The organism is Streptomyces sp. NPDC029151 (genome assembly GCF_055564315.1).
In genome coordinates, this window is sequence record NZ_JBVHWQ010000012.1 from 72,910 (window position 1) to 85,708 (window position 12,799).

Below are 12,799 nucleotides of genomic sequence, written 5' to 3' on the forward strand. Positions count from 1 at the left end.
GTGGCCGACTTCACGGTGCCGCGGGAGTGGCCGGCCGCCAAGGACGTCACGCGCCGACGTACTCCGCGAGGTGCTCACCCGTGATGGTGGAGCGGGCCGCGACCAGGTCGGCGGGGGTGCCCTCGAAGACGATCCGGCCGCCGTCGTGGCCGGCGCCGGGGCCGAGGTCGATGATCCAGTCGGCGTGGGCCATGACCGCCTGGTGGTGCTCGACGACGATCACCGACTTGCCCGCGTCGACCAGCCGGTCGAGCAGGCCCAGCAGCTGCTCGACATCGGCGAGGTGCAGACCGGTGGTCGGCTCGTCCAGGACGTAGACCCCGCCCTTCTCCGCCATGTGCGTGGCCAGCTTCAGCCGTTGCCGCTCACCGCCGGACAGCGTGGTGAGCGGCTGGCCGAGGGTGAGGTAGCCGAGGCCCACGTCGGCCATGTTCCGCAGGATCCGGTGGGCGGCCGGGGTGCGGGCCTCCCCGCCGCCGAAGAACTCCTCCGCCTCCGTCACCGGCATCGCCAGCACCTCGCTGATGTCCCGGCCCCCGAGGCGGTACTCCAGCACCGAGGAGTCGAACCGCCGGCCCTCGCACTCCTCGCAGGTGGTGGCCACCCCGGCCATCATCGCGAGGTCGGTGTAGACCACCCCGGCGCCGTTGCAGGCCGGGCAGGCGCCCTCGGAGTTGGCGGAGAACAGCGCCGGCTTCACGCCGTTGGCCTTGGCGAACGCCTTGCGGATCGGCTCCAGCAGGCCGGTGTAGGTCGCCGGGTTGCTGCGCCGCGAGCCGCGGATCGGCGCCTGGTCGACGGAGACCACGCCCGCGCCGGCCGGAACCGACCCGTGCACGAGCGAGCTCTTCCCGGAGCCGGCGACACCGGTGACGACGACGAGCACGCCGAGCGGGATGTCGACGTCCACGTTCCGCAGGTTGTGGGCGGTGGCGCCGCGGATCTCCAGCGCTCCGGCCGGCTTGCGCACCGTCTTCTTCAGCGCCGCCCGGTCGTCCAGGTGCCGCCCGGTGAGCGTGCCGCTCGCCCGCAGCCCCTCGACGGTGCCCTCGAAACAGACGGCACCGCCGGCCGTGCCGGCGCCCGGACCGAGGTCCACCACGTGGTCGGCGATCGCGATGACCTCCGGCTTGTGCTCCACCACGAGCACCGTGTTGCCCTTGTCCCGCAGCCGCAGCAGCAGGTCGTTCATCCGCCGGATGTCGTGCGGGTGCAGCCCGGCGGTCGGCTCGTCGAAGACGTAGGTGACGTCGGTCAGCGAGGAACCGAGGTGGCGGATCATCTTCGTGCGCTGCGCCTCGCCGCCCGACAGCGTCCCCGCGGGCCGGTCGAGGGAGAGGTAGCCGAGGCCGATCTCCACGAACGAGTCCAGCGTCCCGCCCAGCGCGGTCAGCAGCGGCGCCACCGACGGCTCGTCCAGCCCGCGCACCCACTGGGCGAGGTCGCTGATCTGCATCGCGCAGGCGTCGGCGATGCCGATCCCCTCGATCTTCGAGGACCGGGCCGCCTCGCTGAGCCGGGTGCCGTCGCAGTCCGGGCAGGTCGTGAAGGTGACCGCCCGGTCCACGAACTCCCGGATGTGCGGCTGCATCGCCTCGCGGTCCTTGGCGAGCATGGACTTCTGGATCCGCGGGAGGAGCCCCTCGTACGTCATGTTGATGCCCGCGATCTTCATGCGGGTCGGCTCGCGGTGGAGGAAGTCGTCCAGCTGCCGCCGGGTGAACGCGCGGATCGGCTTGTCCGGGTCGAAGAGGCCGGACTCGGTGTAGAGGCGGTGGTTCCAGCCGCCGGGCTTGTAGCCGGGGATGGTCAGCGCGCCCTCGCTGAGCGACTTGTCCTCGTCGTAGAGCTGGGACAGGTCGATGTCGGTGACCGTGCCGCGGCCCTCGCAGCGCGGGCACATGCCGCCGGTGACGCTGAACTCGCGGCGCTCCTTCACCGTCTTCCCGCCGCGTTCCACGGTGACCGCGCCGGCCCCGCTGATCGAGGCGACGTTGAAGGAGAACGCCTTGGGCGAGCCGATGTGCGGGGTGCCGAGCCGGCTGAACAGGATCCGCAGCATCGCGTGGGCGTCGGTGGCGGTGCCGACCGTGGAGCGCGGGTCGGCGCCCATCCGCTGCTGGTCCACGATGATCGCGGTGGTCAGCCCGTCGAGCACGTCCACGTCGGGCCGCGCCAGCGTGGGCATGAAGCCCTGGACGAACGCGCTGTACGTCTCGTTGATCAGCCGCTGCGACTCCGCGGCGATCGTGTCGAACACCAGCGAACTCTTGCCGGAGCCGGAGACACCCGTGAACACCGTCAGCCGGCGCTTGGGGATCTCGACGCTGACGTCCTTGAGGTTGTTCTCGCGTGCCCCGTGCACACGGATCAGGTCATGCGTGTCGGCGGCATGCTGTGCGATGGCGTCGTCCATGCGCGCCACGGTAGCGGCGGCGGTCCCCCGACGGCTTCTCCATTCCTGACCTTCGTCGTCCCTCGGCGTCCCTTGTCCTCTCCCGTCACCCCTCGTCCTCCCGGAAGCCGGGACACACTGTTGCAAGCAGGGTGCTTGCAATTGTTAGCGACGGTGGGGCATGGTGGAGGCATGGCATCGCTGAACGTCGGCAATCTCGGTGAGTACCTGCGCGAGCAGCGCCGCAGCGCCCAGCTGTCGCTGCGGCAGCTCGCCGACGCCGCCGGGGTGTCCAATCCCTACCTGAGCCAGATCGAGCGCGGGCTGCGCAAGCCCAGCGCGGAGGTGCTCCAGCAGGTCGCCAAGGCCCTGCGCATCTCCGCCGAGACCCTGTACGTCCGCGCCGGCATCCTCGACGCGGAGCGGGGGCGGGACGAGGTGGAGACGCGCGCCGTCATCCTCGCCGACCCCACGCTCAACGAGCGGCAGAAGCAGGTGCTGCTCCAGATCTACGAGTCCTTCCGCAAGGAGAACGGATTCGGGACCGGCGAGCCTGCCGAGGACGACGGGCCGGGGCACGGGAGTGTGGACCAGGGGACCGGTGGCGGCAGCCGCACGGCCGGCGCGGGCGATGCCACCGGAACCGACACGGACGCCGGCCCGCGGCGGACGGCCGGCTGACGCCGGACCAGGGCACCGGACGCCCGCCGCGGACCACACCGACCCAGCCGAACGCGAATCCGATCCGGGAGGACCCTCACCATGGCCATCACCGACGACCTGCGCAAGACCCTCAGCGACCCGACCCCGCTCTACTTCGCCGCCGGCACCGCCGACCTGGCGCTCCAGCAGGCCAAGAAGGTGCCCGGCCTGGTCGAGCAGCTGCGCGCCGAGGCCCCGGCCCGCATCGAGGCCGTGCGCAACACCGACCCCAAGGCCGTGCAGGAGAAGGCCGCCGCCCGCGCCAAGGAGGCGCAGGAGACCCTGCAGACCAAGGTCACCGAGTTCATCGGCACCCTCGACGTCGACCTGAAGAAGCTCGGCGAGACCGCCCAGGACTTCGCCCTGCGCGGTGTCGGCGTCGCCGCCGAGTACGCCGTCAAGGCCCGCGAGACCTACGAGCGGGTCGCCGAGCACGGCGAACAGGCCGTGAAGACCTGGCGCGGCGAGGCCGCCGAGGAGATCGAGGAGCTGGCCATCGTCGTCGAGGGCAAGCCCGAGACGGCCGAGACCAAGCCCGAGACGGTCGAGACCAAGCCGGAGTCGGCCGGGGCCGCCGAGGACAGCAAGCCCGCGGCGAAGAAGACCCCGGCCGCCCGCAAGGCCACCCCGGCGAAGAAGACGGCGCCGCCGGCCCAGTGACCATGGCCGGCGAGACGGGTCCGGGCCGGGCACCTTTGGGGTGTCCGGCCCGTTCTCTGGGTACGGTGGCGTAGCAGGGTTCGGCGATCAACGGGCGGTGGGCAGCATGCTGATGTTGGGCTTCGCGGGGTTCATGGGCATCCTCAAGATCATCCTGATGGCCATCTCCGCGTTCGGGCTGTTCGACGCCGCGTTCCGGCGCGAGGACGCCTTCCGCGCGGCCGACAAGCAGAACAAGGTCTTCTGGCTGATCATCCTCGGCATCGCGCTCGTGGTCAGCTACCTGTTCTCGATCCTGTCCATCCTGCCCATCGCCGGCGCCGTCGCGAGCATCGTGTACCTCGTGGACGTGCGCCCCGCCCTCCAGCGGGTCGGCGGCGGCCGCGGGTGGGGGCGGCGGCGGGGGAGCAGCAGCGACGGTCCGTACGGACCGTACAACGGCGGCCGCTGAGCGCACCGCGTGAGCGGGTCGCGGGGCGGCGGGCTCGTTACGGCGCCCGGTCCAGCAGGACCACCGCGACGTCGTCCGTCAGCTCCCCGCCGTTCAGCTCGCGCACCTCGTGGACCGCGGCCCGCAGCAGTTCCTCGCCCCGCAGCCCCTCGGAGAGCTGCCGGCGGACCAGCTCCACCATGCCGTCCTGGCCGAGGCGCTCGCCGCCCTCGCCGACCCGGCCCTCGATCAGACCGTCGGTGTAGAGCATCAGGCTCCACTCGGGACCCAGCTCCACCTGCATCCGCGGCCAGCGGGCGCCGGGCAGCAGGCCGAGGGCGGGGCCGTTGTTGTCGTAGGGCAGCAGCCGCGCGGGGCGGCCGGGGCGGGCGATCAGCGGAGCCGGGTGGCCGGCCAGGCACAGGCCCGCCCGGCGGCCGTCGGGGGCGATGTCCACCGTGCACAGCGTCGCGAAGATCTCCTCGTCGGCGCGCTCGTGCTCCAGCACCTGCTGCAGAGTGTTCAGCAGCTCGTCCCCGCACAGCCCGGCCAGGGTCAGTGCCCGCCAGGCGATGCGCAGCTCCACGCCGAGCGCGGCCTCGTCCGGGCCGTGCCCGCAGACGTCGCCGATCATGGCGTGCACCGTGCCGTCGGGGGTGCGGACGGCGTCGTAGAAGTCGCCGCCGAGCAGCGCCCGGGACCGGCCGGGGCGGTAGCGCGCGGCGAAGCGCAGCTGGGAGCCCTCCAGCAGCGGGGTGGGCAGCAGACCGCGCTCCAGGCGGCGGTTCTCCTGCGCGCGCAGCCGGCCCTCGGCGAGCCGCCGCTCGGCCGTGTCGGACCGCTTGCGCTCCACCGCGTACCGGATGGCACGGCTGAGGAGCCGGCCGTCCAGCTCGTCCCGGAAGAGGTAGTCCTGCGCGCCCACGCGCACGGCCTCGGCGCCGCGCTCGGCGTCTCCGGAAGCGGTCAGCGCGAGCACGGCGTGCCGGGGCGCGAGCTGGAGGACGTGCCGCAGCACGGCCAGCTCGTCGTCGGCGTCGGTGCCGCCCGGCGCGGGGAGCGCCAGGTCCAGCAGGATGCAGTGGACGTCGTCGGTGAGCAGCCGCTCGGCCTCGGTGAGGTTGCGGGCGGTGCGGACGCGGATCGGCTTGCCGGACGGGTCCAGCAGGTCGGGCACGATCGGCGAGCCGGCCGGATCGTCCTCGATCAGCAGCAGGGTGAGAGTGGCGCCGGTGCCGTTCACGGCCGTGGCGTCGCGGTGGGCCTCTTCCTTGAGGGGGCCGCCCACGGTGCGGGCGGCCTGAGCCTGACCACTCTCCACGGCCGGGATCGCTCTCTGCCGCGGTACGGGTACGGGCATTGTCCTGGGTTCCTTCCCTCCCCCCGAGGGCACGGGGCGGTGTCGAGGAGTCTCGACCCACCGACCGGGACCATAGCGGCTCGGGCCACCCCGATGGAATGGTGTGAGCCGCGTCGCTCCGGTGCCCGCCACTGTCATATGCCGCGTTCCGTACCGCAGTTGGACACGGCGCCCGCCCTGAGGTGATGACGAAGCTCACGTCCTGCCCCGGTTTGGGCGGAGGTTGGCCGTGCGGTGGGTCACATGAGTCACGTCACCCGGGCGCACGAGCCGCGCCGGCGGGCGGAGATCGCCGGGAGGCGCCTCAGGCGTCCGGCCGTACGACCCCCAGGATCGGCATCGAACCGGCGCCCGCGATCGTCACCGTGCGGCCGGGGCGCGGGGCGTGGATGATCGCGCCGTCGCCGATGTACATCGCGACATGGCTGGCGTCGTCGAAGTAGATGACGAGGTCGCCGGGGCGCATGTCCTTCACGTCGACGTGCTTCAGCTGTCTCCACTGCTCCTGCGAGGTGCGCGGGACGGGGTGGCCGGCCGACGCCCAGGCCTGGGAGGTCAGGCCGGAGCAGTCGAAGGAGTCCGGCCCCTCGGCGCCCCACACGTACGGCTTGCCGAGCTGCCGGGTGGCGTACTCCACGGCCTTCTCGCCCTGCGCGGAGGCCGTGCCGTGGACGTCCTTGAGGACACCGGTGTCCAGCCAGGCGGTCTGCGCCTTGTCCGCCGCCTCCCGCTCCAGCCGGGCGAGCCGCTCCTTCTCCTTCTTCTCCAGCCGGGACTGGAGCTTCTCGGCCGCGTCGATCTGCTTCTCGACCCTCTTCTTGGCGGCGGCCTTCGCCTTGCGGCCCTCCTCCAGCTTCTTCCAGCGGGCGGAGGCGTCCTCGGCGTACTCCTGCAACTCCTTCTGGGTGCGGGTCTTCTCCGCCATCAGCTTCTTCGCCGCCTGCTGGCCCTGGAGCACCCGGCCGGCGCCGTCCAGGAACTGCCCCGGGTCGTCGCTGAGCAGGAACTGGGCGGTGGCGGACAGCCCGCCGGTGCGGTACTGGTCGCGGGCGGCGGCGCCCGCCTGGTCCTTGAGCCTCTCCAGCCTCTGTTGTCCCTCGACGATCTTCTTCGCCAGTGACACGATCTCGGCGGACTGCTTCCTGGCCTTCTCCTCGGCCGCGTTGTAGGCGTCGGTGGCCACGGCCGCGTCGTGGTAGAGGGCGTCGAGTTTCCTGCGGACCTCTTCAAGGTCCTTGCCGGGGGCGGGAGTCGCCGTCGGGCCGGGAGTCCCGGTCGGGCCGGGGACGGGGTGGGGGGCCGCGAACGCCGTGCCGGGCGCCGACAGGACGGTCACCGCGCAGAGCACGGTCAGAGCGGCCGTGAGCAGGCCACGCTTGCCCGAACGCATACCTCTTCCCCCAAACTGATTTACCGTCAGTAACTTACGGTCGCCTGAGGGATCGTGCCACGGCCGCGTGCAAAGCGACAGAGGTCGTCGGAAGCCGGAATGCCCCGCTCACCATCGGATACGACGATCTCCTCGCCGGTGTGACGAACGGCGCACGAGGATCGTTCCGTACTCCGTTCCCTCGAACGGGTGATCAGCCCCGGGGTGCCAACGCCCCCCACGCCACGGTCACTTCCCCCTGCCGCCACCGGGCCGGGGAGTCCGTCACCGGCCAGTCGGACCGCAGGTCCCGTACGGCGCGCATCCAGCGCTGCCGGGCGCCGTAGGAGGCGTACGGCGCGGCGGCGGCCCAGGCGCGGTCGAAGTCGCGCAGGAAGGCGTGCACCGGCTCGCCCGGGACGTTGCGGTGGATCAGCGCCTTCGGCAGGCGTTCGGCCAGATCGGAAGGGCGGTCCAGGGAACCGAGCCGGGTGGCGAAGGTGACCGTGCGCGGGCCCTCGGGCCCCAGCGCCACCCACACGTGCCGCCGCCCGATCTCGTCGCAGGTGCCCTCGACCAGCAGCCCGCCGCGCGAGCCGCCGCCCGCCGGGGCGAGCCGCGCGCACAGCTGCCGCCACACCGCGGCGACCTCCGCCTCGTCGTACTGGCGCAGGACGTTCGCCGCCCGGATCAGCAGCGGGCGCCCGGGGACCGGCACCTCGAAGCCGCCGTGCCGGAAGGTGAGCCCCTCCCGCTCGTACGGCCGGGCTCCCGCGACCCGCTCCGGGTCGATCTCGATGCCGACCACGCGCGCGCGGGGCGCCGCCGCGCGGAGCCGGGTGAGCAGCTCGACGGCGGTCCAGGGCGAGGCGCCGTAGCCCAGGTCGACGGCCACCGGATCGCCCGCGCGCCGCAGCTCGGCGCCGTGCACGGCCGCGATCCAGCGGTCCATGCGGCGGAGCCGGTTGGGGTTGGTCGTCCCGCGCGTCACCGTTCCCACGGGCCGGCGGGTCGTGGCGCGGGCTGTCATGCGTACGAGGGTAAGCGGGTCCGGGAGTGTGCTCCGTCGACGCCTTCCGCGTTCGAACGGTTGACCGATAAGAGGTAATGATTCGGCAAAGCCGCTTGAAGGGGAAATGGCCGGGCACCCCCTTGCTGTTGGACCCCCGTGGAGGGCGTGGTCGGTCCTCCGGCAGGCATGGCCGCAGCGAGGAGGAACGCCAAGGTGAGCCAGTACGTCAGCAGGCTCGGGCGACGCTCCCCGTCGGCCGGCGCGCGGCTGAGGCTGTACCGCAGGCCCCGCCGGGTCGCCATGCTCTCCGTGCACACCTCCCCGCTCCACCAGCCCGGCACCGGCGACGCCGGCGGCATGAACGTCTACATCGTGGAGCTGGCCCAGCGGCTGGCCGCGCTCAACATAGAGGTGGAGATCTTCACCCGGGCCACGGCCGGCGGCCTGCCCCCCGCCGTCGAACTGTCCCCCGGCGTCCTCGTCCGGCACGTCGACGCGGGCCCCTACGAGGGGCTGGCCAAGGAGGACCTCCCGGCCCAGCTGTGCGCCTTCACGCACGGCGTGATGCAGGCGTGGGCCGGCCACCGCCCCGGCCACTACGACCTCGTCCACTCCCACTACTGGCTCTCCGGTCACGTCGGCTGGCTCGCCGCCCAGCGCTGGGGCGTGCCCCTGGTGCACGCCATGCACACCATGGCCAAGGTCAAGAACGCCAGCCTGGCCGACGGCGACACCCCCGAGCCGGCGGCCCGGGTCATCGGCGAGACCCAGATCGTGGCCGCCGCCGACCGGCTCGTCGCCAACACGGCCGAGGAGGCCGGCGAGCTGGTCCGGCACTACGCGGCCGACCCCGCGAAGGTCGCCGTCGTCCACCCCGGCGTGAACCTGGAGCGCTTTTGCGCCGCCGACGGCCGGGCCGCCGCACGCGCCCGCCTCGGTCTCCCGCAGGACGCGCTGATCCCGCTCTTCGCCGGCCGCATACAGCCCCTGAAGGCGCCGGACGTCCTGCTGCGCGCCGTGGCCGTCCTGCTGGACGAGCGCCCCGAGCTGCGCTCCCGCATCGTCGTCCCGGTCGTCGGCGGCCCGAGCGGCAGCGGCCTCGCCAAGCCGGAGGGGCTGCAGAAGCTCGCGGCCCGGCTGGGCGTCGCGGACGTCGTACGGTTCCGCCCGCCGGTCGGCCAGGAGCAGCTGGCGGACTGGTTCCGGGCCGCGTCCGTGCTCGTCATGCCGTCGTACAGCGAGTCGTTCGGACTGGTCGCCGTGGAGGCGCAGGCGACCGGCACCCCGGTGCTCGCGGCCTCGGTCGGCGGCCTGCCCGTGGCGGTGCGGGACGGCGAGACCGGCTTCCTCGTGCAGGGCCACGATCCGGCCGACTACGCGCGCGTGCTGTGCCGTTTCGCCGACGACCCCGAGCTGTCCGCGCGCATGGGCGCGGCCGCCGCCGGGCACGCCCAGTCCTTCGGCTGGGACACGGCCGCCGCCGCCACCGCGGACGTCTACACGGCCGCGACCCAGTCCCACCGCCGTCGCGTACGCTCCCACCATGGGTGACGTGGAGAAGGCCGGGCAGGTCCTGGAGGGCGTCTTCAAGGACGCGGAACTGGAGTGGGAGAGCCCCGAACCCGGGAACTACGTGGTCAAGCTCCCCGGCAGCCGCAAGCTGGCCACCACGGTGTCCTTCCTCGTCGGCCGCCACTCCCTGTCGCTGAACGCCTTCGTCATCCGCCACCCCGACGAGAACGAGGCCGGCGTCCACCGCTGGCTCCTGGAGCGCAACCTCAAGCTGTACGGCGTGAGTTACGCCGTCGACCGCCACGGCGACGTCTACGTCACCGCCCGGCTGCCCCTCGCCTCCGTCACTCCGGACGACGTCGACCGCCTCCTCGGCCAGGTCCTGGAGGCGGCCGACGGCGCCTTCAACACCCTCCTGGAGCTGGGCTTCGCCTCCTCGATCCGCAAGGAGTACGCCTGGCGGGTCTCGCGCGGGGAGTCCACGCGCAACCTGGAGGCGTTCCGGCACCTGATCGAACGCCCCGAGGGCTGACCCGGGCTCAGCGCGACCCGCTCCGGTAGCGCCCCGGCGTCACCCCGACCAGTCTCCTGAAGTGCCGGGTGAGATGGGCCTGGTCGTGGAAACCGGCCATCGGGGCGACCTCGCCCGGCGGCACCCCGTCGAGCAGCAGCCGCCGGGCCCGGCCGACCCGGCGTGACGTCAGGTACCGGTGCGGGGCGATGCCGTAGGCCCCGCTGAACGACCGGACGAGATGCGCCGGATGGGCGTGCAGCAGCCGGCCGGCCTCCTCCAGCGTCAGGCCCTCGACGACCCGCGCGTCCAGCAACTCCCGCAGCCGGCGGGCGAGTACCGGATCCCGGGGCCGTGCGGCGGGCGTGCGCCCGCGCAGGTGGTCCCGCAGCCGCTCCGCGACGAGGGCCAGCCTGCTCTCCGCCTCCAGCTCGTCGCCGGGCCGGGCCAGGGCGGAGTGCAACCGCCCGACGCGCAGCCGCAGCAGGGGGTCCCGGAGGTCGGGGGAGTCCACGGCCGGGCCGATGAACTCCTCCCCGAGCCGGCTGCCGTCCAGGTAGACGACCCGCTTGCGGAACCCGCCCGGCGTGGCCGGGGAGCCGTTGTGCGGCACGTGCGGCGGCAGCAGCGACACGGTGTCGTGCGGGGTGCCGTGCTCCTGCCGGTCGAGGTCGTACCGTACGGCCCCGTCGTCCACGATGAGCAGCGTCCAGGCGTCGTGGACGTGCATCGGATAGGCGTACTCGGTGAAGCGGGCGTGGAACACCTCGGTGACGCCCGGGACCCGGGGGCGCCACGCGGTGACGTCCTGTCCGGCGGCCATGCAAGGAACGTACAAGACCGGCCCGGCGGGCGTCGGCCAGTCTCGTCCCATGAACAGCGAACCCCTCCGATTCGACACGAAGATCGCCGTCCTGCTGCGCGCGGACCTGGCGCCCTGGCAGCGACTGAACGTCACCGCGTTCCTGGTCAGCGGCCTGGGCACGGCCGTCCCGGAGGTCATCGGCGAGCCGTACGAGGACGCCGGCGGGGTGGCGTACCTGCCGATGTTCCGGCAGCCGGTACTGGTCTTCGAGGGCACCGAGGAGGTGCTGAGGGCCGCCCATGGCAGGGCACTGAGCCGTGCCCTGCCCCGAGCGGTGTTCACGGCGGACCTCTTCGCCACCGGCAACGACCGCGACAACCGCGCGGCGGTGCGCGCCGTCCCGACGGCCGCCCTGGACCTGGTGGGCCTGGCGGTCCACGGGCCCCGGAACGCCGTCGACAAGACCCTCAAGGGCGCCCGGATGCACCCGTGAGTGACCTGCCGTCCCTCAGCCGAACATCCCGGGCACGTAGTCGCCGGCCGGCTGGCGGACGATCACGTTCGCCCGGTTGTAGGCGTTGATCAGGGCGATGAGGGCGACCAGCGCGGCGAGCTGGTCCTCGTCGTAGTGCTTGACGGCGTTCGCCCACACCTCGTCCGGGACCCCGCCGGCCGCGTCCGCGATCCGCGTGCCCTCCTCCGCCAGCTCCAGCGCGGCCCGCTCGGCCTCACTGAACACGGTCGCCTCGCGCCAGACGGCGACCATGTTCAGCCGGGTCTGCGTCTCCCCGGCGTCCAGGGCGTCCTTGGTGTGCATGTCGGTGCAGAACCCGCACCCGTTGATCTGGCTGGCCCGGATCTTCACCAGCTCCTGCGTGGCGGCGGGCAGTGCCGACTCCGCGATCACCTTCCCGGCGGCGTTGAAGTGCTTGAACAGCTTCCCGGCGAACGGGTTGGCGAGGAGGTTGAGCCGAGCTTCCATGGTGTGCTCCCGGGTCGTTGCGGCTGCTTGCACCTCATGGACGGAGGGGAGCGCGGGGATGTGACACGGGCGGACGTGGTGTGCGTCACGCCGGCCGGTGCGCGGGCAGCGGAGGTGACAGGTGGGTCGCACCGCGGGCTCACCTGTCACCCGTCACCCGCCACCCTCACCGAAGGGCCGGCGGGTCCCGCTCAGGGCGTGCCGGACTTGTTGAACCCCTTGTCCAGGTAGGGGGACTGGTCGACGACGAAGCCGTCGTCGGCGACGAGGCGGGCGATGCCGCCCTGGTCCCGCCAGACCTCACCGGAGGAGCCGAAGGAGAAGCCGCCGTACTCCGGGTGGTTCTCGTCGGTGTAGACGCGGTAGCGCACGCCGGGCTGGATCACCGTTCCCGGTGGGAAGGGGAAGGAGTGCCCGGTGGGCTTGGCCTCCACCTTCCAGCCGGTCAGGTCCTGCGGTGCGCCGCCCCGGTTGAGGATCTCGACGTACTCGTCCGCCTGGCCGGTGCCCGTGCCCTGGTAGCGCAGGCCGGAGATGATCACGTCCGGTTCCTCCAGCGTGAACATGCACACGATTTCGGCGAAGTTGATGCCGCCCTCCGGGCTGCGGAACCGCCGGACGATCTGGCCGCCGCGCTTGAAACCGCTCAGCACCGCCCGGTACTGCTTGCCGTCGATCGTGACGGGCTGCGGGTGGACGAAGGTCTGCAGGTCGACCAGGTCGTCGTCCGCGGGGCTGGTACCGGTGCTGTTGGGCGTCTCGTTGTGGTGGAAACTGAAGTCGAGGTCGGTCGTACTGCCGTCCTCGAACATGACGTTGACGGTCAGCCGGACGTCGAACTGGCTCGGGCTGAGGTTCGTGGGCTTGTTGCGGTGCACGAAGGTACCGATGACGAACTCGGTGCCGTCGAGCTGGACGTCCGCGGCGGCACCGCGGAACTGGTACCCGCTCTGGCTGCCGGCGCTGCCCCACTGGATGTAGTCGGTGCCCACGCCGTTGACCGGCGAGATGGGCGGCGTGGTGGACGTGAAGACGCCGGAGGTGACGACGGTGGTCATGGT

General features: G+C 72.5%; 13 protein-coding genes. 6 read left to right on the forward strand and 7 right to left on the reverse strand.

What is annotated here, in order from left to right; translation table 11 throughout:
- Positions 1 to 46 precede the first annotated feature (46 nt).
- A complete protein-coding gene (locus ACZ4VF_RS33370; RefSeq protein ID WP_467930699.1) occupies positions 47 to 2,416 on the reverse strand; it encodes an ATP-binding cassette domain-containing protein in 2,370 nt (789 codons plus the stop codon).
- A gap of 171 nt (positions 2,417 to 2,587) precedes the next feature.
- Here ACZ4VF_RS33370 and ACZ4VF_RS33375 point away from each other — a divergent pair, with 171 nt between their 5' ends.
- The 3 genes from ACZ4VF_RS33375 (at position 2,588) to ACZ4VF_RS33385 (ending at position 4,208) form a co-directional block, all read left to right on the forward strand.
- Positions 2,588 to 3,076, forward strand: a complete 489-nt coding sequence (locus ACZ4VF_RS33375) for a helix-turn-helix domain-containing protein (RefSeq protein WP_467930701.1) — start codon at positions 2,588 to 2,590, stop codon at positions 3,074 to 3,076.
- Between the two features lie 81 nt (positions 3,077 to 3,157).
- Complete coding sequence (locus ACZ4VF_RS33380; RefSeq protein WP_467930702.1) at positions 3,158 to 3,757, forward strand: hypothetical protein; 600 nt, start codon at positions 3,158 to 3,160, stop codon at positions 3,755 to 3,757.
- Positions 3,758 to 3,863: 106 nt separating this feature from the next.
- On the forward strand, positions 3,864 to 4,208 hold the full coding sequence (locus tag ACZ4VF_RS33385) for a DUF2516 family protein (protein WP_467930703.1): 345 nt from the start codon (positions 3,864 to 3,866) through the stop codon (positions 4,206 to 4,208).
- A gap of 37 nt (positions 4,209 to 4,245) precedes the next feature.
- Here the strand turns inward: ACZ4VF_RS33385 and ACZ4VF_RS33390 are convergent, their stop codons facing one another.
- The 3 genes from ACZ4VF_RS33390 to ACZ4VF_RS33400 form a co-directional block, all read right to left on the reverse strand.
- Positions 4,246 to 5,547: a PP2C family protein-serine/threonine phosphatase gene (locus ACZ4VF_RS33390; RefSeq protein ID WP_467930704.1), complete on the reverse strand. Its 1,302-nt coding sequence runs from the start codon at positions 5,545 to 5,547 to the stop codon at positions 4,246 to 4,248.
- Between the two features lie 304 nt (positions 5,548 to 5,851).
- Positions 5,852 to 6,937 (reverse strand): C40 family peptidase, encoded by a 1,086-nt coding sequence (locus tag ACZ4VF_RS33395; RefSeq protein WP_467930706.1) that lies wholly within the window; start codon positions 6,935 to 6,937, stop codon positions 5,852 to 5,854.
- 193 nt (positions 6,938 to 7,130) lie between these two features.
- Positions 7,131 to 7,946 carry a class I SAM-dependent methyltransferase gene (locus ACZ4VF_RS33400; protein ID WP_467930707.1) on the reverse strand — a complete coding sequence of 272 codons (816 nt, stop codon included), beginning with the start codon at positions 7,944 to 7,946 and terminating at the stop codon, positions 7,131 to 7,133.
- Positions 7,947 to 8,141: 195 nt separating this feature from the next.
- Here ACZ4VF_RS33400 and mshA point away from each other — a divergent pair, with 195 nt between their 5' ends.
- Together mshA and ACZ4VF_RS33410 are read left to right on the forward strand one after the other, a co-directional pair.
- The gene (gene mshA / locus ACZ4VF_RS33405) at positions 8,142 to 9,479 is read left to right on the forward strand and encodes a D-inositol-3-phosphate glycosyltransferase (RefSeq protein WP_467930708.1); all 1,338 of its coding nucleotides are present in this window, start codon (positions 8,142 to 8,144) and stop codon (positions 9,477 to 9,479) included.
- A complete protein-coding gene (locus tag ACZ4VF_RS33410; RefSeq protein ID WP_467930710.1) occupies positions 9,472 to 9,972 on the forward strand; it encodes a type III secretion system chaperone family protein in 501 nt (166 codons plus the stop codon). Before mshA ends, ACZ4VF_RS33410 begins: the two co-directional genes overlap by 8 nt.
- Before the next feature lie 7 nt (positions 9,973 to 9,979).
- Here the strand turns inward: ACZ4VF_RS33410 and ACZ4VF_RS33415 are convergent, their stop codons facing one another.
- A complete protein-coding gene (locus ACZ4VF_RS33415; protein WP_467930711.1) occupies positions 9,980 to 10,774 on the reverse strand; it encodes a helix-turn-helix transcriptional regulator in 795 nt (264 codons plus the stop codon).
- On the opposite strand from ACZ4VF_RS33415, the gene ACZ4VF_RS33420 reads away from it, so the two are divergent.
- Positions 10,773 to 11,249 (forward strand): DUF2000 family protein, encoded by a 477-nt coding sequence (locus tag ACZ4VF_RS33420; RefSeq protein ID WP_467930712.1) that lies wholly within the window; start codon positions 10,773 to 10,775, stop codon positions 11,247 to 11,249. The genes ACZ4VF_RS33415 and ACZ4VF_RS33420 overlap by 2 nt on opposite strands.
- Before the next feature lie 15 nt (positions 11,250 to 11,264).
- Here ACZ4VF_RS33420 and ACZ4VF_RS33425 read toward each other — a convergent pair whose 3' ends face one another.
- Both ACZ4VF_RS33425 and ACZ4VF_RS33430 read right to left on the reverse strand, forming a co-directional pair.
- A complete protein-coding gene (locus ACZ4VF_RS33425; RefSeq protein ID WP_467930714.1) occupies positions 11,265 to 11,738 on the reverse strand; it encodes a carboxymuconolactone decarboxylase family protein in 474 nt (157 codons plus the stop codon).
- A gap of 191 nt (positions 11,739 to 11,929) precedes the next feature.
- Positions 11,930 to 12,796 (reverse strand): choice-of-anchor K domain-containing protein, encoded by an 867-nt coding sequence (locus tag ACZ4VF_RS33430; RefSeq protein ID WP_467930715.1) that lies wholly within the window; start codon positions 12,794 to 12,796, stop codon positions 11,930 to 11,932.
- Between the last annotated feature and the right edge of the window lie 3 nt (positions 12,797 to 12,799).

Bases quoted from the DNA above. Each gene is read 5' to 3' on its own strand.
- ACZ4VF_RS33370 (WP_467930699.1), bottom strand. From the start codon at position 2,416: ATGGACGACGCCATCGCACAGCATGCCGCCGACACGCATGACCTGATC.
- ACZ4VF_RS33375 (WP_467930701.1), top strand. From the start codon at position 2,588: ATGGCATCGCTGAACGTCGGCAATCTCGGTGAGTACCTGCGCGAGCAG.
- ACZ4VF_RS33380 (WP_467930702.1), top strand. From the start codon at position 3,158: ATGGCCATCACCGACGACCTGCGCAAGACCCTCAGCGACCCGACCCCG.
- ACZ4VF_RS33385 (WP_467930703.1), top strand. From the start codon at position 3,864: ATGCTGATGTTGGGCTTCGCGGGGTTCATGGGCATCCTCAAGATCATC.
- ACZ4VF_RS33390 (WP_467930704.1), bottom strand. From the start codon at position 5,547: ATGCCCGTACCCGTACCGCGGCAGAGAGCGATCCCGGCCGTGGAGAGT.
- ACZ4VF_RS33395 (WP_467930706.1), bottom strand. From the start codon at position 6,937: ATGCGTTCGGGCAAGCGTGGCCTGCTCACGGCCGCTCTGACCGTGCTC.
- ACZ4VF_RS33400 (WP_467930707.1), bottom strand. From the start codon at position 7,946: ATGACAGCCCGCGCCACGACCCGCCGGCCCGTGGGAACGGTGACGCGC.
- ACZ4VF_RS33410 (WP_467930710.1), top strand. From the start codon at position 9,472: ATGGGTGACGTGGAGAAGGCCGGGCAGGTCCTGGAGGGCGTCTTCAAG.
- ACZ4VF_RS33420 (WP_467930712.1), top strand. From the start codon at position 10,773: ATGCAAGGAACGTACAAGACCGGCCCGGCGGGCGTCGGCCAGTCTCGT.
- ACZ4VF_RS33415 (WP_467930711.1), bottom strand. From the start codon at position 10,774: ATGGCCGCCGGACAGGACGTCACCGCGTGGCGCCCCCGGGTCCCGGGC.
- ACZ4VF_RS33425 (WP_467930714.1), bottom strand. From the start codon at position 11,738: ATGGAAGCTCGGCTCAACCTCCTCGCCAACCCGTTCGCCGGGAAGCTG.
- ACZ4VF_RS33430 (WP_467930715.1), bottom strand. From the start codon at position 12,796: ATGACCACCGTCGTCACCTCCGGCGTCTTCACGTCCACCACGCCGCCC.